Genomic DNA, 23,708 nt, shown 5'->3' with positions numbered 1-23,708 from the left:
ATTCGGCTTGAGCGCTGACCCCTATTTTAGAAAATGATATATGGGAGGGTGCTTAAATGGAATTTAGTTATAGTAAACATGAATGGTTAATTGAAGCAGATATAGAGAATTTACAAAAGTTATTAGATTCAGGTGAAATTAGCTCGGTAGAGCTTGTTCAAGCTTATATAGAACGAATTCAGCAATATGATGGGACAATTCGATCTATTCTGGAACTGAATCCAGAAGCATTAGAAATTGCAGAGCAATTGGATCAAGAACGTGTGCAGCAAGGTAGTCGGGGGATTCTACATGGGATTCCGATTTTACTGAAAGATAATATCGATACTGCAGATCAGATGCATACAAGTGCAGGATCGGTTGCGCTTGCTTCCTCCATAGCGACTGAAGATTCTTGGGTGGCAAGAAAGCTTCGCGAGGCAGGTGCGATCTTACTGGGGAAGACGAATATGACAGAATGGGCAGGTTATATGTCGAGTACAATCTGGGCGGGGTACAGTTCCAAAGGCGGACTTACTTTGAATCCATACGGACCAGGTGAACTTTTCATTGGAGGATCAAGTTCAGGGTCTGCTGCTGCAACGGCAGCAAGCTTCGCAGCGGCAGCGATTGGAACGGAAACTTCGGGTTCCATTATTTGTCCTTCTAGTCAAAACTTCATCGTCGGCATCAAACCGACAGTAGGATTGATTAGTCGTAGTGGCATTATTCCATTATCCCATAGTCAAGATACAGCGGGACCGATGGCACGAACTGTAGCGGATGCCGCCATATTGCTTGGTGCTCTAACAGGTGTAGACGAGCAGGATAATTACTCACATGAGAGTCAAGGTAAATCATATCGAGATTACACGTCTTTCTTAGATAAACATTTCTTGAAGCAAGCAAGAATCGGTGTTCCACGGCATTATTATCGATATTTAGATGCTGAGCGTCTTGCCATTATGGAACGTGCTATCGTGACACTACGTGCAGAAGGTGCAACAATTATTGATTCTGTATCACTACCCTGTGAACAAGTCGAGTGGCGTAGGGATGTGATGCGCTGCGAGTTCAAGAAAGATGTGAATGACTATTTATCGAAACTAGGTGAAGCAGTTCCTGTGCACTCACTGGAAGAGGTTATCGCTTATAACGAGACCCATGCAGATATAGCGCTTAAATATGGGCAAAATATATTGCAATGGGCAGATGAAACAAGCGGAACTCTAGAAGAACAATCTTACCTTGATGCGAAGGCACAGAATATAGAGTTTGCACGAACACATGGAATAGACCATGTACTGCACGAGCATCAATTGGATGTACTCTTGTTACCTGGGGATATTAATGGTTGCGATCTTGCAGCTAGAGCGGGATATCCGCTGATCACAGTTCCTGCTGGATATGCGGAGCAAGGCAGTACAACTTCTGAAGGTTGGATTACCAAAGGACCATTCGGCGTTGTGTTTGCTGGAACTGCGTATAGTGAGGGAACTTTGATTCGAATCGCATATGGTTTTGAGCAAGCGACGAAGAGTCGCTTTTCACCGGAATTGAAATCTCAATAATAAACCATCCCAATAATCATAAACACGGATACCCTGCTGATTCTAGGTATCCGTGTTTTCTTTGCAACTTATTATACGGTCAAAACACCATGTTCAATATCCGATGTTTCAATTTGGATTGTTGCGTGATCGATGTCGAACTTCTCCTTGATTACATGGATCGCTTGCTGCAATATGAGTTGTTGCTGAGCGGGATCTGCAATTCGAATATGACAGCTTAGCGCATCTAGTCCTGAAGTAATGGTCCAGATATGCAAGTCATGCACATCTTGTGTACCTGTTATATTCAAGAGCGCTTGTTTCACTGCAGTTGGATTAATAGACGATGGTGTGCCTTCCATAAGGATATGGAACGTATGCGTGATGATTCCCCACGCACTTTTGAGAATAAGCAAGGAAACAAGAACACTTATGATCGGATCAGCAATGTACCACCCGAAGAAGTACATGACAAGGCCTGCTATAATTGCACCGACAGAACCAAGTGCATCACCGAGAACGTGGAGGTAAGCACTACGCATGTTGACGTTGTTGTGCACATCTCCCTTACGCATTAATGCCCATGCGCTCAGCAAGTTGGCTGCAAGCCCGATTAACGCAATTAACATCATGGATCCGCTTTGTACAGTTGGTGGTTCCCAGAAACGATTGTAAGCTTCCCACATAATAAATCCAGCAATAACGAATAAAGTGACTCCATTAAACAGTGCTGCTAATATCTCGAATCGATGATAACCGTAACTTTTCTTCGAGGAAGCTGCTCGTGCTGCTACTGTAAATGCAACTAAGCTTAAGAATAAAGACGCGGTGTCACTTAACATGTGTCCGCTGTCTGATAGCAGGGCAAGACTATTCGTGATAAGTCCACCGAAAAATTCGAGCAACATGATCCCAAAAGTAATACATAACGCAAAGATGAGTCCTTTTTTATTGCCTTGGCGCAGCAAGTCTGCTCCGTGATTGTGGTGATGGTGACCATGGCCGTGATCATGCCCATGGCTATGTCCATGATTGTGGTTATGTCCACTGTGGTTGTGATCGTGATTATGATCGTGCGAGTGATCATGTTTATGCTTCTCTGCCATATAATTTCCCCCTACATCATAAGTAATGAATGATTTTTGTATATAAAATGTGGTTTGTATGTTCAGATGCAATGTTAATGTCCAAAGATAGTATTAGTATATGAACATCTACTCATATATGCATTATCTGATGAACAATCCATTTTGTCAACAGTAGAATACCCAATTTTTCAATTACAATATTCTGAATTAAGGATTGAACTTCCGTATGTCTTCAACTATGATTAGCTTAAAAATGGTCGTTATTTACCGGAGGAGAGTCTGTCATGTCGAATCAATTAACCATTACTTTATTGCAAATGGATATTAAGATCGGGGAACCTGAAATCAACTATACAACACTAGCTAATCTTCTTGAGGAAGCTGTGTCTGTACCCATAAAGCCAGATGTTATCGTGATCCCAGAGATGTGGAATACAGGCTATGCACTTGATCGTGTTCATATACTTGCGGACAGTAACGGGGAGCGTACGAAGTCACTCTTGTCTACATTTGCACGTGATCATCAAGTTCATATTATTGGTGGCTCAGTAGCGGATAAGCGCGGTCAGGATGTATACAATACGATTTATGTCTTTGATCGTGAAGGGCAGCTAACTGCTGACTATTCGAAGATTCATCTGTTCCGTTTGATGGATGAGCATGAATACCTCGTAGCGGGTGAGGAAGTCGGTTCATTCGAGATAGAAGGCGTGCCAGCAGGTATGATGATCTGCTATGATATTCGTTTCCCAGAGTTATCCCGTAAGCTTGCCTTAAATGGCGCTAAGATCTTGTTCGTACCTGCGCAGTGGCCACACCCGCGTCTTCACCACTGGCGCACACTTCTAATGGCACGAGCAATTGAGAATCAGATGTATGTTGTATCTTGTAATCGTGTGGGCACGAGCGGTTCTACCGACTTTTTCGGACACTCCATGATTATTGACCCTTGGGGTGAAGTTCTTGCTGAAGGTGGAGAAGAGCCAGCACTTATTCAAGCTCAGATTGATCTCGATCTAGTGGAGCAAGTACGCAGTAAAATTCCGGTGTTCGGTGATCGCAAACCGCATCTGTATCAAGATTAATCACGGTTAACGATCATGCGAATTAAACAAATTGCAGAGAAGCTAGGCATTTCACCGCGAGCGATTCGATTCTATGAAGAAAGTGGATTGATTACACCATCCAAGCAAGATGGGAACCAATACCGCTCTTTTTCGGAAAATGAGTTGTGGCGACTTCAGACGATTATCGCCTTACGCGAAGTGGGTATGTCCATTGATGCGATCAAACAAGTGCTAAATCGTGTTGAGCAGGGTGAAGATGACGAAGTGCTATATTACTTAGAAATGCAGCGTGCGATCTCTTATACGGCGTGGACGCAGCTCAAGCATAATATTGAGACAACAGATCGAATGATCGCATCGTTAAAACAGAAGAATGCATTAGCTTTAGATGACTTCTTTCAAATTGCAGAAGGATCCAAGCGGCTGCGTGAAGCACGTACGAATTGGCAGGATCATTGGGACTTTGATCAACAAGCGTCCCTTTATGATGAGAATGTTGAGCACTTCCAACCACGTTGGATTCATCAAGACTATGATCGCGCTTTAGATCGTACAGTGAAACGACTATCGCCCAAAAGTGGAGAGCTTGGACTTGAAATTGGCGTGGGTACAGGGAATTTAACGAAGCGGATTGTAGATCTAGGGGTTCGAATTGTAGCAATCGATCAGTCCAAAGAGATGCTAAAGCAGTGTAGACTCAAGCTCCCTGAGGTCGAGACGAAGATAGGGAATTTTCTTGCACTTCCTTGTTTGGATGGGCAGTTTGATTATGTCGTTACAAGCTTTGCCTTTCACCATCTAACCGAGGAACAGAAGCCGCTTGCATTAGCAGAAATGCGACGGGTGCTGAAACCTCATGGTCGAATTTGTATCGTCGATGTAATGTTTGAAGACGAGCAGGAGCGGGTTCGTGCTATAGAGAGATATAAGGAGTACTATGCGAATTTGCCTTCTCTATTAGGTTGGTTCGAGGCAAATGGATATTTGACGAAACAAGAACAAATCAATGATGGGGTGCAGATAGTATTTGCGGTACCGATTCTATAGCTGCCTATAGTTGATTCACACGGAACATGAAAAGCATCTCCCTTCAACTGAATGAAGAGGAGATGCTTTTTTTTGGTGTGTTCTGGAATGATTGAAAAGTTGATAAAAGGTTAGCAGGTTTTCACTACATAATTGGAGATTTCTTCATCAATGGCCGCTTTAAAAGTTTCCACTTGTTGAAGATTCGTAGCTTGTAAGTAGAGTTGCTCAAGTATATCTTGGAGTGCTTTGGCCTGTGTGAGGTGCCCAATCGAATCTTTCATCGTTGCAGCATACCGTCCTTTGATTTCAGTAAGTGTATCGGCGAATTTCTCGTCGGTACCTGCTGTTATACAGCGCTCATACATATCTACAATTTCATCGGTGTCACGATCTGGGAAATATTCATGTGGAGCTGTGCTGTCAAATAACGCGAAGCCTAACTCTCGGCAAATAACCATATCCAAGGAATTCGGATCGAACCCACAGTGATAAATCTCAACATCGAATCCACGCTCTAAGCCAGCTGCTGCAAGCTTCTTCAGCATTGTCGATTTACCGGAACCAGGTCGACCTTTAATTAAGTATCTTTTTAATCCATCTGTTAAATTAGGGACATAATCAACGGAGCCTTGTGGTGTTGCGGCACCAAGGAATCGATGATCCGCGCGGCCAGCTTTCTCTTGTCGTTTCTCAGCAAACAGCGATGCGATGAAATCTTGTGTAACTTCATTAGCCGCTTCAAAATCCATATTCGCAATATAAGGGGCTTCCCACTCATCATGAATACGAAGTGCTTTGGCGAATCCGGCATACGCTTGTTCATAGTGCTCGGCAATCTGCTGACTCAAGCTGTTTAACTCGGATTGTTGTAATTGCGCTGTATCCAGACACTCATCCAGATCGATACATAAGGTATCATCATGGGAATTTGAGGATGTAAGGACACGCGGTGGTGTACCATCGACGATACCAACTGCAAGTTCAGGGATAATGACACCATCCAAGCCCTGATTATCTGATGGACTGTGTAAATACCATATATGAAATCCACTATTTACGAACCGATCACCAATCGTACGTAAGATTGCAGATTTTGTCGTAGATGAATTGCCTTTTACAATAATAAGCCGTTCTAAATTTTGCAAAGTAGAATCAAACAAATTCGCAAACCCATGAGCGGTATTGCCGCTTACATAAAAATTCGTAATTAAACCAGCCATTACATTCACACCTTCCTAGGCGAATATCACGATCATACATCATCCTATTACAACAAGTGGGAAAGGGTGCGAACACAAATAACAAATGATCAGGAATGTGTACGTGATGGAGCTAAGATATAGAGGCTAGTTGCAAAATTAGCTGGTTTAACGACGATAGCTCTGGATTCGCTTATAAATTGTAATGTTACATGGGTGTCGTCCATATGACGCAAGATGTCGATCAGATAGTTTCCGTTAAAATGGATGCGGATAGGCTCACCACGGAATGTCTCGTAAGCTAATTGTTCGCAAACGTCACCCACTGCGATCGTCTGTGATGAAAGTTCAATTAACTGTGATGCATGTGTATGTAATCGAATAATTGGCACACGATCTGCAAGCAGAGAAACCCGCTCCAATGCTTGCAAAAGCTTAGCTGTACACACTGTGAGTTCCGTTATGCAAGATGGAGGAACAAGTTGTTCAAGTCCAGGAAATACACCTTCGAGTCTAGTCGTTTGTAACAGAACTTGATTGCTATGAATTCGAATGATTTGTTTCCCAATATCGATTTGAAGTGTTTCGTGATTGTCTACTATTTTGCAATATTCAGTTAAAAACTTGCCTGGAAAGACGATGGATAGCGGAATATCATTGTGAGATTGAATAGTCGTAAGTGCGGATGCGAGACGGACGCCATCTGTTGCCGTTAGTCTTAGAGATGTATCGTTAATGGTGCAAGATATACCAGTTAGAATTGGACGAACTTCGGAAGTTGAGATGGAGAAAGCTACTTGTTTTATCATCTTTTTAAAAAGATCGCTGGGTACTTGAAACGTATGTTCATAATTAACTTGTGCTAAAGCGGGGTATTCCTCAGGGTTCATGCCGCATAAATGATAAATGGATTGTTCGGATTGGATACAAATTTTGTTATCTGAATCTACACTGAGCATCACGATCCCATCTGGTAAATGGCGGATAATGTCAAGTGCATATTTAGCTGGAATGACACAGCTTCCATATTGCTTTATATCGATATGTTCCTCCTGAATTGGAATTGTAGTTTGTAAAGTCATGCTAATTTGAGAAGCTGTAAGCGTGATGCCATGTAAATGAGCCTCCATATGGATGCCACTTAGAATGGGGATCAGAGATTTAGTAGGTACTGCTGCTATAATGCGGCGTATGGCTTGAAGAAGGATGGATTTAGGAGCTGCGAGTTGCACAATAACTTCACCTTTTCTCTCAAAATTCGTTAGGATTGTAATGTTGATTCGATTAATTGCCGTAATAATTCGGATTGTGAACAGGACAGTTCTTTACGCCGTTTATCAAGTTCATCCCACATTTCTTGGGACAACGTGAGAGAAACTTTCTTCGTCACCCCGATTGGTTTTCTTCCAGCGCCTTCACGTGGCCCTCCCCGCGAAAATAGGATGGATATTTGTCCTTCCTCCGTTGGTACGCCTACCTTAATTGATTTATGAGCCATTCTCATTCCACGCTTTCTGAAATTGATTGTGAATTGAATATTACATTTACTTATGATTTAGGTTACTTAAATCAATATATTCTATATTAAATGTAGCATAGTGATTCTATTGTTTCAATCTTTAAATCTCGATCTAATCTTGATCTCAATTTGACTTCCTCTGCATTTGGGTTAATTAGTATACCTTTATGCAAAAAAGACAACTAGGTTGAGGGGAGATTAAATTTGTGTGAAAAAAAGGAAATTCAACGCGATGGCAATAGTTGGTGTGGTCGTTTCAATCGCGATACTTTTTCAAATACGAGAATATGTTGCGGTTCATAACAAAGGCGAAGAGAATCATGCTTCAATGATGGCTTCAAGCTCAATTTTAATTGGGAAGACGATCGTGATTGATGCGGGACATGGTGGGAAGGATGTGGGGGCTACGGGACAGAGTGGTACCTATGAGAAAGAACTAACACTAACAACGGCGCTTAATCTGAAGCAGGAGCTTGAGAGGCGGACGGGAGCCAAAGTAGTCCTGACGCGAGCGGGAGATGAATTCGTAGAACTTGCAGAACGAGTGAATATTTCGAATCAGCAGAATGCAGATTTGTTTGTCAGTATCCATTGCGACGCTTTCGAACAGAATAATGTAGGCGGAATTACAACTTATTATTATCGAGATGAAGATTATAAAGTAGGGCAGATGATTCATAGTCAGTTATATCAAAATTTTTTGCAGACACGTGATCGTGGTGTAGGTTATGGGGATTACAAAGTGTTGCGAGATAATAAAGCGCCATCTGTACTGCTGGAACTTGGATTTATCTCAAATGTAGATGATGAGAAACGCATTAAATCCAATCTCTTTCAGACACATGCAGCAAAGTCGATTACAGACGGTATCATTTCATTTTTATCAAAAGTATAATTGATTTGTGCAGGAAACTTATCATGGGTTTATGGGTAAGTTTCTTTACTTATTTAATTGAACAATGGATTGCTAATGAATCTATCGTTTCAATATTCTAATCTTTATATCATTTCCATCTCAACTTGACATCATCTGCATATGGGTTATTTAATATATCTTTATGCGTATAAATACAACTAGTCCAGAGAGGAGAAACGTTTGGGTGAATAAAAGGAAGTTCATGGTTATGGGGATTGTTGGTGTGATCGTTTCAATCGCAATACTTTATCAATTACGAGAATACGTTGCGGTTTATAATAGAGTTGAGCAAGTAGATGTGAGCCCACAGCCGATGATGGCAGCACCAAGCCCAATTCTAGTTGGGAAGACGATTGTGATTGATGCAGGACATGGTGGGAAAGATGCGGGTGCTATTGGACAGAGTGGGATCAACGAGAAAGATCTTACGCTGCAAACTGCACTTAATATTAAGCAAGAACTTGAGACGCGGACGGGAGCTAAAGTGATTCTAACGCGAAAGGAAGATGATTTCTTATCACTTGCTGAACGTGCTGATCTATCGAATGAGCAGAAAGCAGATTTATTTATTAGTCTTCACTGCGACGCTTTTGAAGAGGGAAGTGTAGGCGGCATTACATCCTATTATTATCGACATGAAGATTATGAAGTCGCTCAGACCATTCATAGTCTGCTATATCAAGATTTTTTGCAAACCCGTGATCGTGGTGTGTTGTATGGAGATTTTCAAGTATTAAGAGACAATGAGGCGCCATCTGTATTGCTGGAGCTAGGGTACATCTCCAATGTAGAAGATGAGAATCGCATACAATCCCATCTTTTTCAGACACATGCAGCAAAGTCGATTACAGACGGCATTATTACATTTTTATTAAAAGATAAATAGATTTGGGCTAGGAACTTATCATGAATATTATGGTAAGTTCCTTTTTTTAATTAATTGAACAATGGATTGCAATTGATTCGTTTTCTAGGGATAATGGCGTTGTGGTTTCTATTTTTGACAACAAGGGGGAAATTTAATTGATACAAAAATTCAGAAACTTAAGCGTTGTGGTGAAGACGAGTGTGATCCTTGTAGTCGTACTTCTTCTTCTTGCTACTGAGTTCATAGTAAGTGCCTATTGGAGAGAACAAAATCTATACTATAATCAATTGAAATCGAACAATCAATCTATGAACGCTGTAATCGAACAAGAGATTCGAGAAAACGAATTTGTTGAAGGAGCTTTCTATACGAATATTTCAGCAGGGCTTGAGAAAACAAGCGTAAGTAGTGGAGTCAAGAACAGCTATTTGTATTATCCAGATGTAGTAATGAAAGACGGGAAGGAATATTTGACCTTCTTAGGAGCGGATCGGGCTGCACAATCTGATTATGAAATGACTCCTACGTTTAAAGCAGCTTTTAGTGCGATGCAAAAAGATGGAACTGGATTTACAGAGGTATATCGAGATGATACAGGGGAATGGATTACGATCTTAAGCCCTATTCGGAATTCGATTGGAGAAGTTGTAGCAATTAAGGGTGTGGATTATGATTATCGGGGTATTTATTCAGATTTATCTAGTTCACTATGGTATAACATTCTGATTGGACTATTAGTTGTAGGAATAGCCATTACACTGATTGTTTCTTACATAAGGTATGCGTTGCGACCACTAATTCAACTAACGAAGTTATCCAAGCAAGCAGCTCAAGGAGATCTATCAGCTGAAATATCCGTGAAGAATATGGATGAAATCGGAAGATTAACAGTTAACTTCAATCAGATGGTTGCAAGTTTGAAAGAACTTATCATACATATCAAGAAAAATTCGGAGCAAGTTGTTCAATCTGCGAGTGTAATGCGTGAGAATGCGCACCAAGCAGCAACGACTACACAAGAGATGACCGTATCAATCGAGCGAATCGCAAGCGGTTCAATGACGCAGTTAAGTAGTATGGATGAAAGTAAGAAAGCGATGGATGATATGGGAAGTGGTATGGGTACAATTGCAGAGTCATCCGCTCAAGTTGCAGAACTCGCGATTGAAGCAACCAAGTATACAACTGAAGGAAATGAAATTATCCAGCATACCGTTCTTCAAATGGAAAAGATCCATCACTCCGTTACGGATACGGTTGCGAATATGCAACATTTACGCGTGAATGCAAGAGATATTAGTCTTATTCTCAAAATGATCCGTGAAATCGCCAATCAGACGAACATGTTAGCACTTAATGCAGCAATTGAAGCATCCCGCGCTGGGGAGCATGGTAAGGGTTTCGCAGTTGTAGCGGCTGAAGTTCGTATGCTAGCAGATCGAAGTAAACACTCGGCAGCTCAAATCGATGCTTTATTAGAAGAAGTGAATCGTAATATGATGCTGACGGTAGATAAACTTGAGATTGGTGTTCAAGACACGGAGACAGGGATGCAGATCGCGCATCAAGCTGGGCAAGCATTCGGACATATTCGCAGTTCCATTCAAGAAGTATCGGATCATATTCAAGAAGTGACGGCAGCATCCGAGGAAATGTCAGCAAGCAGTGAAGAAATTATTGCGTCATTCGAAGAATTAGGGTCCATATCCAGAGAAGCTTCTCAGCAGACACAAGTCGTGGCAGCAGCATCGAACCAACAGCTTGTTATGATTGAAGAGATGACGAGATCTTCTGAAATGCTAGAGTCTTCCTCCAAAACATTACAGAAACAAATGGAGCAATTTAAGATATAATTGGGAGTGTTAGAGATATACGTCTATACATACATAGACAAGGAGAGAAGTTAATGCTTGAACACGAAAAAATGTTATGGGATCAGGGTGTCACTTATATCGCAGGAGTTGATGAGGTAGGCAGAGGCTGCTTGTTTGGTGATGTAGTGGCAGCGGCAGTTATTCTGCCTCAAGGTCTGGTGATTGAAGGCATCGATGATTCGAAGAAATTAAGCCCGAAGAAGAGAGAAATTGCCTATGAACGAATCCTAGAAGAGGCGATTGCGATTGGACTTGGGATTGTTGATGTGGAGACGATTGAACGAATTAATATAAAGGCTGCTTCTCGACTAGCGATGAAAAAGGCTGTTGAGGAACTGGAGCGTCAGCCTGAGTATATTCTAGTGGATGCGGAGACGATTGATACCTCAATAGATCAGATGGCGCTCATTCATGGGGATGCGATCAGTCAATCGATTGCTGCAGCTTCTATTGTGGCTAAGGTGACACGGGATCGGATGTGTTTGCAATGGGATTTTGCTTATCCAGAGTACGGTCTTGCACTTCATAAGGGCTATGGAACGAAATTGCATCGCGAAAAAATATTGGAACATGGACCGACGCCACTGCATCGGCCTAGTTTTTTGCGCAATATTTTAAATCAACAGGGCGAATTGTTTTAATAGACTGCTATGCGATTGCCGATATAAGAGAAATAGAAGTATCGATCGGAAATGGAGGCAGGCAGGATGAATATTGGGAGTTTGATTCGCACGGTTATGGGTGAGCCGCAAGGTTCGCAGGCAAAAGTGCTGGATATGAAACAAGGCAGCGTGGTGCGCGGTGTTGTGGTTCGTGATCTGGGTAATCAAGAGGCGATGGTTGCCATTAACGGTGTGCAAGTTCGTGCGAAGCTCGAAACGCCGATTAATCAAGGGGATACAACGATGCTCGAGGTGCAAGGTGAGACCGAGAGCGGCGAAATTATTCTTAAACCGATTCCTAATTCAGAGATGATTAGTAATGCAGCAACTCGTGGTGAACTGTTAAAATCGTTCGGTGTAACCAATACAGAAGCAAATCGAGAAATGCTAAGTCATATGCAGGAAGCAGGCGTTCCTTTAACGAAAGAGAATGTACAAAAGTTTGCTACGCTGCTTGCGGAGAAGCCTGTCCATGTGGATGTAAAAGCATGGGTAGGCGCAGCTGCGGTGGCACAGGCGAGAGGCATTCCGCTTAGTCCATCGACTGTCAATGCGATGTTAGAGGCGATGACTGGACCCACGCTGACAGAACACTTAGGGAAGCTTGAAGCGGGTATTCAGTCGGTGTTAAAAGATATGGGACAAACGCTGTCTAGCGACGTGCGCACAGCGCTCGCGAAGGCGATTGGCCTGCTCCACGAAGTTGAGCAGGCTGTAGGATCTGCGCAGCGCGGTACGACCGCTGCGGGTAGTTCAGCGGCGCAAGCGCCCGCCGCTGGCAGCATGGCGCGCGACCCAGCCGCTATGCATGCGGCAGGGTCGCGCGGGGACACCCGTCCCGCCACCGCGTCTAGCGCTGGTGGTGGGACGGGTGTGATCGCCCATGCGCAGCAGGCACATGGGCAGGGGGCTAGCCCCGGCGGTGCGAATACGCCGGGGGCAGCGGCTCCAGCCCCGAGCCCCGCTGGGGGCTGGATTGGCGGCGTGCTCAAGCTGCTAGGCGTTGAGCACGAGAATCTGTTAGCCAAGGCTGTGCTGGCTAACGGAACATCTGCAGGCGCCGTGGATGGGGCGCCTGATGCACCCACTGGTCAGCAAGCGACTTCTGCTGGACAAGTCAAACCCGATGCGCCGCACACTGGGCAGGTGCTGCAATCTTCGACATTAACTGCAAAGACCGCTGGTCAATTAGCTAACCCAATCCAGACGCTTGTTAGTCCAACAGGCACACAAAGTCCTTCACCGTCCGTAAATTCTGGGGCAGCTCAAGCAGTAGGAACGAACGCTGGAGCTCATGCATCATCACAGACCAATCAATCGAATCAACCATCACAGCAAGCTACAGCAACAGGTCATGCGATTGCATCAACAATGGTGCAAACGGGGTCAACTCCTACAGTTGCTGGCAACCAAGCAGACGCAGAGCAGCCTGCTTCGTTACTTTCACATACAAATACGGGTGCACAAGGGTCTACTGCAGTTCGCCATGCAACCGAAGGTATTAATTATCTTGCCAAGACGATCAACCCGCTAGAAGCAGGGTCAATCCTGCCATCAACTTCGCAAGGGGATCAAGCCATACAACAGGCAGCGCGAGAATCACTCAAGAGCGTACTACTTACGTTAAGTGCATCGAATGAACTTCCACCAGCTTTGAAAGAAGCGATGCATAACGCCGTTCAGCATATTACAGGTCAACAGCTGTTGCTCAGTAATGATCGAACGAACCCTTTTGCCCATGTCACGATGTTTATTCCTTTCACGAATGGGGAAGGCCAGCAGACGGCTGCTGTCCATATCCAATCACGAAGAGGGGATAAGGGAACACTTGACTCTAGCAATTGTCGTTTGCTATTTGATTTACAGATGAGTGCAATGGGCGATACACTTGTAGATGTGAATGTCGTGAACTCAATCGTCTCCTTGCATGTACATAATGATCATGAAGAAGTCGGTTATCTGATTGAAGGATTCCGAGATGAAATTGCCAAGGGAGTGAATGACCTCGGGTTTCAATTCTTGTCGCTGAAGTGCTCGCCTTTCCCGCAAGAGACAGTGGCTGCGCTATCAAGTGGGCAACAATCCCCTGTTACAGGTGATCGCGAAATTAGCCCTTTATTTATGCCCAAACCATATAAAGGAGTGGACTATCGGGCATGACAAGCTCTAACCATAACTCACATACTTATACATCGCCAGTAGATTCCATTTCGGATCGACGATTACAAGAAAATGGACAAGAAGAGCAAACTGCCTTTACAGCGAAAAAGGCAGTTGCTCTTCGTTATAATCCAGGTACAGGACAATCTGCGCCAACAGTTGTTGCCAAGGGAAAAGGACATTTAGCTGAAGTGATTTTGCAGAAGGCAAGAGAGAATGGGATCCCAGTGCAAGAAGATAAATCGTTAGTTGAAGTGTTGTCCAAGCTTGACTTGGATCAAGAAATTCCAACTGAGCTCTATCAACTGGTTGCAGAAGTACTTAGTTTCATTTATCGATCGGATTCAAGATTGAGTGAGAGGAGGAATTAATAATCGAACATAAAGTAAAGTATCCTGATTTACGTAAACAGACAGGCAGATACGGTGAACAGATTGCTGCTGATTATTTGATCGAGCAGGGATATCGTATTGTCGATCGTAACTGGCGCTGTCGCTCTGGTGAAATCGATATTATTACGTCGAAAGACGGTGTGCTTGCGTTTGTTGAGGTGCGTACAAGACGAATGACAGGTCACTTTGGGTCGGCCAAAGAGTCGGTTGGCTTCCGCAAACAGATGCAAGTACGTCAAACCGCACAAGTATATTTGTATCAACGTGCAGCGTTCGATCAACCGATCCGCATGGATGTAATCACGGTGGAACTCTCGCTGGAGGGTGAGCTCTCCATGGTGGAACATATTTGCGGTGCATTCTAACTCTAGAAAGAAGTTTCCAACCTCATAAAAAAAGAGCATCCGTCTACATCATGTAGCGTAATGCTCATCTACTTGCTAACTCATAACTCCTCAGGTCTAACACATAAATCTTTCCTAGAATACCATCATCTTTTCATTGCTTGGTTTTAACGCTCTAATTTCAGTAATGATCTTGCTGTTTCTTATCAAGTGCCCGATATTGCAGTGCTTCAGCCAAATGGGGCAATTCGATATTCGGGCTATTCTCAATGTCCGCAATCGTCCGTGCAATCCTAAGAATACGGTCGTGTGCTCGTACGCTAAGTCCTAACATCTCAAACGACTGTTCAAGCATTTTTTGAGTCGGCTCATCTAATTTACAAACCTTCCGCAGCAGTTTCCCGCTTAATTCACTGTTAAAACGTATGGAAGCCCCTTTATAGCGTTCTCTCTGCTTTTTCAAGGCTCTATTCACCATTTCACCCATCTCTGCTGAGGAGAGCGATTCCTGCTCGCTAGTGAGCACGGCAAAATCCGGTTTCGGCACTTCCACATGCATATCGATACGATCAAGTAATGGACCCGACAATCTTGAGCGATACTGTTGAATTTTGAGTTGCGAACATGTACAAGGCTGTGTAATCGAGTCTCCAGAACCGTAAAATCCGCATGGACAAGGATTCATTGATGACGCGAGCAACAATTGTGCGGGGAACGTATATACCGCACGAGCACGACCGATCGTTACCATACGATCTTCAAGAGGTTGACGTAGTACTTCCAGTACATTTCGGGAAAATTCGGGAAGCTCGTCCAGGAACAACACACCTCGATGGGCAAGACTGACTTCACCGGGTTTTGGATTGGAGCCACCGCCAACAAGACCTGCTGCGGATACAGTGTGATGAGGGGAGCGGAAGGGCCGCTTGATGATCGTCTCCAATTGATTCGTAAGCTTTCCTGCTGCCGAATAAATTTTTGTCACTTCAAGGGATTCCTCTTCCTCCATAAGCGGCATAATGCTCGGAAGACGGCGGATGAGCATGGTTTTACCTGTTCCAGGTGGACCAATTAGAAGCACGTTGTGCATGCCAGATGCTGCTATAACCATCGCGCGTTTAGCAGTTTGTTGACCACGTACGTCTGCAAAGTCATCTTTTTCAAATAAATAAGAGTCTTTGCTAGAGGAATGAGTTTGTAATCCAGGAGATGGTAGTGACGTCTCAGGTTGAAGCTCATCCGCATGCTTAACGCGAGTCGTTGCAAGATCCTTTAAATCGCGAAGCGTTCGAACGGCATACACTTCTATATCTGAGATTAGTAGAGATTCAGCTGCATTTGCATGAGGGACGATCATCCGTTTCATGCCTCTCTGTTTGGCAGAATGCACCATAGAGAGCACTCCGGGCACAGGACGAATGCTGCCATCTAATGCAAGCTCACCTAAGAATAAGGTTTGTTCAATTTCATCGCATACAAGCTGTTTGCTTGTAATTAATATACCTGCAGCGATAGCGAGATCGAAGGAAGTTCCTTCTTTTCGCAAATCAGCAGGTGCTAAGTTAATCGTAATACGTTCCATTGGGAACGTGAAACCGCAGTTCTTAATCGCTGAACGAACACGCTCGATTGATTCTTTCACAGCCGTATCAGGCAACCCGACTAAGTTAACTTGTGGTAATCCATTGGATAGATCAATTTCTACCTCGATTCCCTTGCCCTCCACACCATGTAAACATGCACTTATGACTTTGCCATACATATCAAAAAAACACCTATCCTCTCATGAATCATTGCTTCATAGACGAAAGGTGCTTCCTTATCGACTTCATTGCTATATTCCTCATTCGTCGTTTTACTCTCATTTCCTGCTCATTTCTTCGTTCATATTTAATTTAACAAGTAATTATAAAAAGTGTGAATTTTTTTGAAAAAGTAAGGCAACTGTCGAAAAAAAGTGTTACAATATCAAAGGCTTAGTGATCAATTTCATAAGTAATCACAAGACCTGATTTTATGAAGTAGACATAGAACCATTTCGATAGGAGGAATTTTGCACATGAATATCCATGAGTATCAAGGCAAAGAAGTATTGAAACAATACGGCGTTGCGGTACCGCAAGGAAAAGTGGCGTTTACAGTTGAAGAAGCTGTACAAGCTGCTCAGGAGTTGGGCACTTCCGTAGTTGTCGTCAAAGCGCAAATTCATGCTGGGGGCCGAGGTAAAGCGGGCGGTGTGAAAGTTGCGAAGAGCTTGGATGAAGTACGTACTTATGCATCTGAAATCCTTGGGAAAGTGCTTGTAACGCACCAAACAGGTCCAGAAGGCAAAGAAGTTAAGCGTTTACTTATTGAACAAGGTTGCGACATTAAGAAAGAATACTATGTTGGTGTAGTTATCGACCGTGCAACAAACAGTGTTGTGATGATGGCTTCTGAAGAAGGCGGCACAGAGATTGAAGAAGTTGCTGAACATTCTCCTGAGAAAATCATCAAAGAAGTGGTAGATCCTGCTGTAGGCTTGCAAATGTTCCAAGCTCGTCGCTTGGCATATGCAATCAATATTCCAGATGCGCTTGTAAATAAAGCAGCGAAATTCATGCTTGCTTTATACACAGCTTTCGTTGAGAAGGATTGCTCCATTGCAGAAATCAATCCGCTTGTAGTAACAGGCGATGGCGATGTAATGGCACTTGATGCGAAACTAAACTTTGATTCTAATGCATTATTCCGTCACAAAGATATCGTTGCACTTCGCGACTTGGAAGAAGAAGATGAGAAAGAAATCGAAGCTTCCAAATTTGACCTTAGCTACATCGCACTTGATGGCAACATCGGTTGTATGGTTAACGGCGCTGGTCTTGCAATGGCAACAATGGATATTATCAAATATTACGGTGGAGACCCTGCTAACTTCCTAGATGTTGGGGGCGGTGCTACAACAGAGAAAGTTACGGAAGCATTCAAGATCATTTTATCTGATGTTAAGGTAAAAGGTATTTTTGTAAACATTTTCGGTGGCATTATGCGTTGTGACGTCATTGCGAATGGTGTTGTTGAAGCAGCGAGACAACTTGGTTTGGATAAACCGCTTGTTGTACGTTTGGAAGGTACGAACGTTGAGATTGGTAAACAAATCTTGAACGAATCCGGCCTAAACATTGTTGCAGCTGATTCCATGGCAGACGGTGCTCAGAAGATCGTTAATCTGGTTAAGTAAACGCATTCAGAACTAGCGATTAGGCACGACATAACGAATAATGAAAGGGATGTGAACAAAAATCATGAGTATTTTGGTCAATAAAGATACAAAAGTCATCACGCAAGGGATTACTGGTGCTACAGGTTTGTTCCATACAAAAGGCGGCCTTGAATACGGTACACAAATGGTTGCTGGTGTTACTCCTGGTAAGGGCGGGCAATTGCTTGATATTGAACTCGCTAACGGCGAAACGAAACAAGTTCCAATCTACAATACAGTGAACCAAGCTAAAGCAGCAACAGGTGCAACAGCATCTGTAATTTACGTAGCTCCTCCGTTCGCAGCTGATGCGATCATGGAAGCAGTAGATGCTGAGCTTGATCTTGTAATCTGTATTACAGAAGGTATTCCAGTACTAGACATGGTTCGCGTTAAGCGCTACATGGAAGGTAAGAAGACCGTTCTAATCGGACCGAATTGCCCAGGTGTTATTACACCAGGCGAGTGTAAAATCGGTATTATGCCAGGATACATTCATACTCCAGGACACGTAGGGGTTATCTCTCGTTCTGGTACATTAACATATGAAGCGGTTCATCAATTGTCAGCTCGTGGAATCGGTCAATCTTCTGCAGTAGGTATCGGTGGAGACCCTGTTAAAGGCTCTGAGTTCATCGATATTCTCAGAATGTTCAATGAAGATCCAGAAACTTACGCAGTAATTATGATTGGTGAAATCGGCGGTACAGCTGAAGAAGAAGCAGCTGAGTGGATCGCAGCTAACATGACGAAGCCAGTTGTTGGTTTTATTGGTGGACAAACTGCTCCTCCAGGAAAACGTATGGGTCATGCTGGCGCAATCATCTCTGGTGGTAAAGGTACAGCTGCTGAGAAAGTAGCTGTTATGGAGAAGTGCGGAATTCGCGTAGCTCCAACTCCATCTGAAATGGGCTCTACACTTGTAGCAGTTCTTGAAGAAAAAGGCCTTCTTGAGCAGTGCATCACAAAGAAATAATTGAAACAGAAGGTAAGCAACCTTCCATCTCCTTTCGAGGATATGGAAGGTTTTTTTTATTACATATGGAGTTAGGCTCCAATTTGGAGCTTTTCTTATTTTAAGGAGGAATAATTAATGAAGAATCGGGAATTGTTGTTTGCCTTAGATCAAATATCAGGTGTTGGCTATAAGACGATTAAGCATCTAATTGCTTGTGAAATTACGTTAGAAAACCTACCAACTTTATCTTATGAACAACTTCTTGAAATTGGCGTTGGTTCCAAACAAGCAACTAGTATTGTGAACACATACAGTGTGAAGTGGCTTGAAGAGAAGACCGAACAATATAGGCGGTTGAATATTGGATATTTGACTCCATACGATGCTGCATATCCGAAACAACTTCAAGAAATTGCACAGCCACCATGGGTACTATATTATAAAGGGAACCTTCAATTGCTCGAGAAGCCACTTCTTGCAATGGTTGGAACAAGAATGCCTACCGTTTACGGGAAGAAAGTTTGTGATGATCTTGCATTTTCACTCGCATCATCAGGGTTTGGAATTGTGAGTGGACTGGCAAGAGGGATTGATACAACAGCACATCGTGGCACACTCCGTGCAGAAGGTTCCACTATAGCTGTGCTTGGTTCAGCTATTAATGTGGTGTATCCACCAGAGAACGCATCTCTTTATAAAGAAATTGAGGAGCGAGGTCTCATCCTCTCCGAGTATCCCATTGGTACAAAGTCATTGCCGGGACTTTTTCCTATGCGCAATCGGATCATTGCAGGATTGTCCGTAGGGGTCGTAGTTGTTGAAGCCGCAGAACGCAGTGGATCTCTTATCACAGCTGACTCTGCGCTAGAATCATCAAGAGATGTATTCGCGGTTCCAGGGCCAATTACATCACCCAATAGTCGAGGCTGTTTGCGATTGATTCAACAAGGCGCTAAACTGGTAATCAGTGTTGATGATATTTTGGAGGATTACAGAGATGTGATTTCATTATCCAAACAGGCAGAACAATTGAAACATGGTGGAGAAGAAAGGGAAGTGCAATTGACGAGTGAGGAAGCGATTGTATATCGAATTATAATAGAAGAACCTAGGTCGCTGGACGCACTTCTTCAATTAACTTCATATAAATTTGGACTTTTACATTCAGTTCTGTTATCCTTACTCATGAAAAAAAAGATTGTACTACTGCCGGGATCAACTTACATGGCTTTATAATATATTTTTGGATTTTTCAAAATCGAGAGGGGGAAGGCGACCTATGGCAGATGCATTAGTTATTGTAGAATCACCAGCCAAAGCCAAAACCATCGGCAAATATTTAGGTAAAAAGTTTATTGTGAAAGCGTCTATGGGTCATATTCGTGACCTTCCAAAAAGCCAAACGGGTGTTGATGTCGAGCATAATTTCGAACCGAAGTACATAACGATTCGTGGAAAAGGTTCGATACTCAAAGAGCTAAAAGATGCTGCTAAAAAAGTGAAAAAAGTATATCTCGCAGCCGATCCGGATCGCGAAGGGGAAGCAATTGCGTGGCACTTGGCTCACTATTTGGAACTGAATGCGAATGAACCTTGTCGTGTTGTATTTAATGAGATTACGATGCAAGCAGTCAAGGATGCATTTAAAACTCCACGTGTCATTAACCAGGATCTTGTCAATGCTCAGCAAGCTAGACGTATTCTTGATCGACTCGTTGGTTACAAAATTTCGCCATTACTATGGAAGAAAGTGAAAAAAGGCTTGTCGGCTGGACGTGTGCAATCGGTTTCAGTGAAACTCGTTATTGACCGTGAGAATGAGATTAAAGCATTCGTACCGGAAGAGTACTGGTCGATTACGGCTCATCTGCTTGCTGGCAAGGCGAAGTTTGAAGCGAAGTTTTATGGCATGAATGGACAGAAGCAGGAGCTACATTCAGAGGATGATGTGAAGAAAGTTTTAGCGGCAATTGAAGCGCAGAACTTTACAGTGAATGAAGTGAAAGAGAAGGAACGCTTGCGTAATCCTGCTGCTCCATTCATTACTTCATCCCTGCAACAAGAGGCTGCACGTAAACTGAACTTCAGAGCATCTAAGACGATGTCAGTTGCGCAGCAACTTTATGAAGGGATCGATCTCGGCAAAGAAGGAACTGTCGGTTTGATCACCTACATGCGTACGGATTCCACACGTATTTCACCGGTTGCACAAGAGGAAGCGAAGGAACTTATCACGTCCAAGTACGGGGAAGCCTATGTTCCAGAAACTCCTCGTGTATATACGAAAAAGAATAGTAACGCACAAGATGCGCACGAAGGTATTCGTCCATCTTCCGTAATGCGTGAACCTGATGTGATCAAGGAGTACTTAAGCCGTGATCAATTCCGTCTGTACAAATTAATTTGGGAGCGTTTCGTCGCTTCGCAAATGTCATCTGCGATTCTAGATACGATGACAATTGATATTGCTGTTGGCAGCGCGATGTTCCGCGCAGTTGGGTCCAAACTTAAATTTGCTGGTTTCATGAAGGTTTATGTGGAAGGCAATGATGACGGTACAACAGAAGAAGATAAGTTGTTACCTCCATTGACTAAAGGAGACACAATTGAACAGCAAAATATTGAACCGAAGCAGCACTTCACACAACCGCCTCCACGTTATACCGAAGCAAGACTTGTTCGTACGTTAGAAGAGTTAGGTATTGGTCGTCCAAGTACGTATGCACCAACACTTGAGACGATTCAAAAACGTGGCTATGTAGCAATCGATGAGAAGAAGTTCGTACCTACAGAACTTGGAGAGCTTGTGATTCAACTTATGGTTGAATTTTTCCCGGAAATTCTGGATGCAGAGTTCACTGCACATATGGAAGGTGAACTTGACCATGTAGAAGAGGGTACAGAAGATTGGGTTCGTGTACTGGATGATTTCTATACAGGTTTCAAAAAACGTCTGGATTTTGCCGAAGAGGAAATGAAGGAAGTTGAAATCCAAGACGAAGTTTCGGATGAAATTTGTGAGAAGTGTGGTAAACATCTTGTCTACAAGATGGGTCGCTTTGGTAAGTTCTTAGCATGCTCAGGTTTCCCTGAATGTCGTAATACGAAGCCAATCGTGAAAAATATAGATGTGACTTGCCCGAAATGTAAGGAAGGGGCAGTTGTTGAGCGCAGATCCAAGAAAGGTCGTATTTTCTATGGATGTGATCGCTACCCAGAATGTGATTATATCTCCTGGGATAAGCCATCTTCTAAACCATGTCCAGACTGCGGTTCACCAATGACCGAAAAACGTACGAAAGCAGGCGTATTCCTGCATTGTTCAGAATGCACACACAAAGAAGAAGTTGTACAAGAAGAAGCTACAGACTAGAGGTGTCAAGTTTTGAATCATGAAATGAAAGAAAACACAAGAGTAACAGTCATCGGAGCAGGTCTTGCCGGCAGTGAAGCAGCTTATCAAATTGCTTCACGCGGCGTACCGGTTACATTATACGAAATGCGTCCTGTCAAAAAGACGCCTGCTCACATTACCGATCAATTTGCGGAGCTTGTATGCTCCAACTCTCTTCGTTCCAATGGACTCGGTAACGCAGTAGGGGTCATGAAGGAAGAAATGCGCAGACTAGATTCCCTCATTATGCGCTGTGCAGATCAGCATGCTGTACCTGCTGGTGGTGCATTAGCGGTTGACCGTGATGGTTTCTCAGGAAAAATTACATCGACCTTACGCAATCACCCATTGATTGAAGTGAAGAATGAGGAGCTTGAAGCCCTACCAGAAGGAATTGTGGTTGTGGCTACAGGACCACTTACTTCTCCAGCGTTGTCTTCTCATTTGCAGGAGCTAATGGGTAAGGAATATTTGTACTTCTATGATGCAGCTGCTCCAATTGTGGAGAAAGACTCCATTGATATGAACAAGGTATACTTGGCATCCCGCTATGATAAAGGTGAGGCAGCTTATCTGAACTGCCCAATGAATGAAGAAGAGTTTAATACTTTCTATGAGGCTATTATTTCTGCGGAAACTGCGCCGATTAAAGAGTTTGAGAAAGAAATTTACTTTGAAGGCTGTATGCCGATTGAAGTGATGATGAAACGTGGTAAGCAAACGGCACTATTCGGCCCAATGAAGCCAGTAGGTCTTGTGAACCCGCATACAGGTGAATTGCCATATGCCGTTGTACAGCTTCGTCAAGACAACGCGGCAGGAACTTTATATAACTTAGTAGGTTTCCAGACACACCTGAAGTGGGGCGAGCAAAAACGTGTATTCGGCTTGATCCCAGGTCTTGAGAATGCGGAGTTTGTACGTTATGGTGTGATGCACCGTAATACATTTATCAACTCACCAGAATTGCTTGAGCCAACTTATCAGTTCCGCGGTCAAGAGCGATTGTTCTTCGCAGGTCAAATGACAGGTGTTGAAGGGTATGTAGAATCAGCAGCAGCGGGACTCGTTGCCGGCATTAATGCAGCGAAACTTGCGCTTGGTGAGGAGCTTGTTGTATTCCCGAAAGAGACTACAATCGGGTCCATGGCACAATATATCACGACAGCGGAAGGTAAGTACTTCCAACCAATGAATGCCAATTTTGGATTGTTACCACCTACAGCTCAGAAAATTCGCAATAAAAAACAAAAGAATGAAGAGCTTGCAAATCGCGCTTTGGAAACAATTGGAGAATTAACACAAAAACTTGCAATTCAAAAATGACTTTGCATGTTAGATGTGTTAAGATGTTAAAGGCTTTTCTTTGTTGTTTCACAATTAGTTGTGCTTTTCTTTCAAATGAAACCATAAGATTAGCAGCAGGAGTATACGCTTTGGCTGCTCTTCTTCTTTCATAAACCATTTT

At 43.3% G+C, this 23,708-nt stretch carries 20 protein-coding genes; 15 read left to right on the top strand and 5 right to left on the bottom strand.

Annotated features, from left to right (window positions below; genetic code table 11):
• Positions 1–56 precede the first annotated feature (56 nt).
• Positions 57–1,550, top strand: a complete 1,494-nt coding sequence (locus NV379_RS06075) for an amidase family protein (protein WP_258206397.1) — start codon at positions 57–59, stop codon at positions 1,548–1,550.
• Between the two features lie 71 nt (positions 1,551–1,621).
• Here NV379_RS06075 and NV379_RS06070 read toward each other — a convergent pair whose 3' ends face one another.
• Complete coding sequence (locus NV379_RS06070; protein ID WP_258206396.1) at positions 1,622–2,635, bottom strand: cation diffusion facilitator family transporter; 1,014 nt, start codon at positions 2,633–2,635, stop codon at positions 1,622–1,624.
• Positions 2,636–2,901: 266 nt separating this feature from the next.
• Between NV379_RS06070 and NV379_RS06065 the strand changes: the two genes are divergently transcribed.
• Both NV379_RS06065 and NV379_RS06060 read left to right on the top strand, forming a co-directional pair.
• The gene (locus NV379_RS06065) at positions 2,902–3,702 is read left to right on the top strand and encodes a carbon-nitrogen family hydrolase (protein WP_258206395.1); all 801 of its coding nucleotides are present in this window, start codon (positions 2,902–2,904) and stop codon (positions 3,700–3,702) included.
• Positions 3,703–3,717: 15 nt separating this feature from the next.
• The gene (locus tag NV379_RS06060) at positions 3,718–4,731 is read left to right on the top strand and encodes a MerR family transcriptional regulator (protein ID WP_258206394.1); all 1,014 of its coding nucleotides are present in this window, start codon (positions 3,718–3,720) and stop codon (positions 4,729–4,731) included.
• 110 nt (positions 4,732–4,841) lie between these two features.
• Here NV379_RS06060 and NV379_RS06055 read toward each other — a convergent pair whose 3' ends face one another.
• The 3 genes from NV379_RS06055 to NV379_RS06045 all read right to left on the bottom strand — a co-directional run bounded on the left by NV379_RS06055 (position 4,842) and on the right by NV379_RS06045 (position 7,410).
• Positions 4,842–5,933 (bottom strand): PRK06851 family protein, encoded by a 1,092-nt coding sequence (locus NV379_RS06055; protein ID WP_258206393.1) that lies wholly within the window; start codon positions 5,931–5,933, stop codon positions 4,842–4,844.
• Positions 5,934–6,022: 89 nt separating this feature from the next.
• Positions 6,023–7,144, bottom strand: coding sequence for a DNA polymerase III subunit beta (gene dnaN, locus NV379_RS06050; RefSeq protein WP_258206392.1), 1,122 nt, complete (start codon positions 7,142–7,144; stop codon positions 6,023–6,025).
• Positions 7,145–7,173: 29 nt separating this feature from the next.
• A complete protein-coding gene (locus NV379_RS06045; protein ID WP_258206391.1) occupies positions 7,174–7,410 on the bottom strand; it encodes a ribbon-helix-helix protein, CopG family in 237 nt (78 codons plus the stop codon).
• Between the two features lie 229 nt (positions 7,411–7,639).
• On the opposite strand from NV379_RS06045, the gene NV379_RS06040 reads away from it, so the two are divergent.
• The 7 genes from NV379_RS06040 to NV379_RS06010 all read left to right on the top strand — a co-directional run bounded on the left by NV379_RS06040 (position 7,640) and on the right by NV379_RS06010 (position 14,668).
• Complete coding sequence (locus NV379_RS06040; RefSeq protein WP_258206390.1) at positions 7,640–8,326, top strand: N-acetylmuramoyl-L-alanine amidase family protein; 687 nt, start codon at positions 7,640–7,642, stop codon at positions 8,324–8,326.
• A gap of 205 nt (positions 8,327–8,531) precedes the next feature.
• Positions 8,532–9,233, top strand: coding sequence for an N-acetylmuramoyl-L-alanine amidase family protein (locus tag NV379_RS06035; protein WP_258206389.1), 702 nt, complete (start codon positions 8,532–8,534; stop codon positions 9,231–9,233).
• A 137-nt stretch (positions 9,234–9,370) separates the two neighbouring features.
• Complete coding sequence (locus NV379_RS06030; RefSeq protein ID WP_258206388.1) at positions 9,371–11,068, top strand: methyl-accepting chemotaxis protein; 1,698 nt, start codon at positions 9,371–9,373, stop codon at positions 11,066–11,068.
• A 53-nt stretch (positions 11,069–11,121) separates the two neighbouring features.
• Positions 11,122–11,730, top strand: coding sequence for a ribonuclease HII (rnhB, locus tag NV379_RS06025; protein ID WP_258206387.1), 609 nt, complete (start codon positions 11,122–11,124; stop codon positions 11,728–11,730).
• Positions 11,731–11,796: 66 nt separating this feature from the next.
• On the top strand, positions 11,797–13,911 hold the full coding sequence (locus NV379_RS06020; protein WP_258206386.1) for a TP0910 N-terminal domain-containing protein: 2,115 nt from the start codon (positions 11,797–11,799) through the stop codon (positions 13,909–13,911).
• A complete protein-coding gene (locus NV379_RS06015; RefSeq protein ID WP_373426080.1) occupies positions 13,908–14,282 on the top strand; it encodes an EscU/YscU/HrcU family type III secretion system export apparatus switch protein in 375 nt (124 codons plus the stop codon). The genes NV379_RS06020 and NV379_RS06015 overlap by 4 nt, the downstream gene beginning before the upstream one ends.
• Positions 14,282–14,668, top strand: coding sequence for a YraN family protein (locus NV379_RS06010; RefSeq protein WP_308860259.1), 387 nt, complete (start codon positions 14,282–14,284; stop codon positions 14,666–14,668). Before NV379_RS06015 ends, NV379_RS06010 begins: the two co-directional genes overlap by 1 nt.
• A 160-nt stretch (positions 14,669–14,828) precedes the next feature.
• Here the strand turns inward: NV379_RS06010 and NV379_RS06005 are convergent, their stop codons facing one another.
• A complete protein-coding gene (locus NV379_RS06005; RefSeq protein WP_258206385.1) occupies positions 14,829–16,409 on the bottom strand; it encodes a YifB family Mg chelatase-like AAA ATPase in 1,581 nt (526 codons plus the stop codon).
• A 297-nt stretch (positions 16,410–16,706) separates the two neighbouring features.
• On the opposite strand from NV379_RS06005, the gene sucC reads away from it, so the two are divergent.
• From sucC to trmFO, 5 genes are all read left to right on the top strand, one after another.
• Positions 16,707–17,867, top strand: coding sequence for an ADP-forming succinate--CoA ligase subunit beta (sucC, locus tag NV379_RS06000; protein ID WP_258206384.1), 1,161 nt, complete (start codon positions 16,707–16,709; stop codon positions 17,865–17,867).
• 64 nt (positions 17,868–17,931) lie between these two features.
• Positions 17,932–18,864 (top strand): succinate--CoA ligase subunit alpha, encoded by a 933-nt coding sequence (sucD, locus tag NV379_RS05995; RefSeq protein WP_258206383.1) that lies wholly within the window; start codon positions 17,932–17,934, stop codon positions 18,862–18,864.
• A 117-nt stretch (positions 18,865–18,981) separates the two neighbouring features.
• Positions 18,982–20,082 (top strand): DNA-processing protein DprA, encoded by a 1,101-nt coding sequence (dprA, locus tag NV379_RS05990; RefSeq protein ID WP_258206382.1) that lies wholly within the window; start codon positions 18,982–18,984, stop codon positions 20,080–20,082.
• Between the two features lie 43 nt (positions 20,083–20,125).
• The gene (gene topA, locus NV379_RS05985) at positions 20,126–22,219 is read left to right on the top strand and encodes a type I DNA topoisomerase (RefSeq protein WP_258206381.1); all 2,094 of its coding nucleotides are present in this window, start codon (positions 20,126–20,128) and stop codon (positions 22,217–22,219) included.
• 24 nt (positions 22,220–22,243) lie between these two features.
• A complete protein-coding gene (gene trmFO, locus NV379_RS05980; protein ID WP_258206713.1) occupies positions 22,244–23,566 on the top strand; it encodes an FADH(2)-oxidizing methylenetetrahydrofolate--tRNA-(uracil(54)-C(5))-methyltransferase TrmFO in 1,323 nt (440 codons plus the stop codon).
• The last annotated feature ends 142 nt before the right edge of the window (positions 23,567–23,708 follow it).

The organism is Paenibacillus radicibacter (assembly GCF_024721995.1).
Taxonomy (GTDB): Bacteria; Bacillota; Bacilli; order Paenibacillales; family NBRC-103111; genus Paenibacillus_AM; species Paenibacillus_AM radicibacter.
Note: the sequence above shows the minus strand (reverse complement) of the source record. Positions and strands in the feature narration are given on the sequence as shown.